The sequence below is a fragment of the Microcoleus sp. OTE_8_concoct_300 genome, from assembly GCF_031383065.1.
In the GTDB taxonomy this organism is placed as follows: domain Bacteria; phylum Cyanobacteriota; class Cyanobacteriia; order Cyanobacteriales; family Microcoleaceae; genus Microcoleus.
The window spans coordinates 1-1,441 of record NZ_JANMZH010000226.1 but is presented as its reverse complement, the minus strand read 5'-3'; the positions used below and the strand labels follow the sequence as shown (position 1 = coordinate 1,441).

Annotated in this window: 1 pseudogene; it reads right to left on the bottom strand. The window is 49.2% G+C overall.

What is annotated here, in order from left to right:
• Positions 1–1,336 (bottom strand): annotated as a pseudogene (locus ACUVJL_RS10850) (IS4 family transposase); the annotation flags it as partial.
• Positions 1,337–1,441 lie beyond the last annotated feature (105 nt).

Genomic DNA, 1,441 nt, shown 5'->3' with positions numbered 1-1,441 from the left:
AATGTTATGCAAACGTTGCCATCCTCGCCAAAGGGTCTTGACACCCGGTTCACCATCTCCTTTACGTCCCAAAAATCCACCTAGTTTCGCAATCCAACGAATACAATTACTTAAAGTTGGGGGTGATTCAGTGGGGTTCGGAGTTGAGTGAATGGTGCAGTAAAGTGCTTGCCATTCATGGGTTTCCAGAATGGTGTCCGCCAAAGTATCAGGATGATGACGAGATTCGTAAATCATCCACAATAACCGCCATGCCACAATTGTGTAAGTAGATATTGCCCGTTCGATGCGCTCGGCAGTTTCCAATTGTAGCTGTTCTAAACCACAGCCACTTTTTTGAACGTAATGATAGCGTTCGATTAACCAACGGTAACTGTACCAGCGCAAGCACTGCACAATATCTTCAAAACCATTAATCGGCAAGGTGGTCAGTAATAACCAACTCACAGGCTTCTCTGTGGCTGGCGGGTTTTCTTAACAAGCCAGAATCACTTGCACTCGCAGTGGCTGTAAATTTTGGTGGCGAGGGTGGCTTTGAGGAGGTAGAATTTCGACTGTTGTAGCCTGCAGGTTCAGAGTCGCTTTACGAGCTGATCGCTGCGGATTAGCTGGCAATTCCAAGTCCAGTTGTCCCGCGCTCGGTACTTGGGCGAGCGAACCTTGTAGTCGAAGGACTTCTTTTGTACCATCAGAGTTTTTGACCTGAGGGTTGTGATAGCCGCGAATTAACAACTGAGAATTCTCTGGTCTTTCAGTCGCTAAAAAGTCATAGATGTCGGCAACGCGCGCGGCCACCGTTAGTACAGTAATCGATTCTGGCATCACCTTCTCGGTCCGATCAACAGCTGTTAACCAACGCTGGCTTTCTTTGTCTTTGGTTTCGGTTTGATTCCTGGAATGCTTCTGACCAATAGTCGCAGGATCTCGCGCCCATACTTGTTGGTGCAACACTCCTAATGGTACTCCATTGGCAGAGCTACAAAATACTGAGTGAACTTTCAGACCCCGACTGGTGGCACTATCGAGCGTGTCCCATTCCTTTCTTGCTCTTGTGGTGGGTGAAATTCAGTTCTGTGGTGTCCTGAATCGCCAGAACCATGGGATGTAATTTGATTCGTTCGGTGGTACTTCTTTGGTGGGCTTGGCGAATCGCATCTGACGAGACTCGTGGAGATGACCAAAAGTCATAAGCCCCTTGGGTGGCTGCCCAATCCCCTGATGCTTGTGGCACAGTGGCATGGGGCTGTGAGGCTAAGTCCGACACAATACGCGCCAGCCTTTTCTGGCGACGTTTGTCGCCGTGACAAGCAAATTGTAGTTCTGCTACTGCCCATTCTGCCGTCCTAGTTCCTCACTCGCCTCTGGTGCCATAATTTACTGATTAATTGAGTCGATTCCTGGTTGTCAATCCTACTCCGGCCGGAGTGATCGCCGGAGGTCG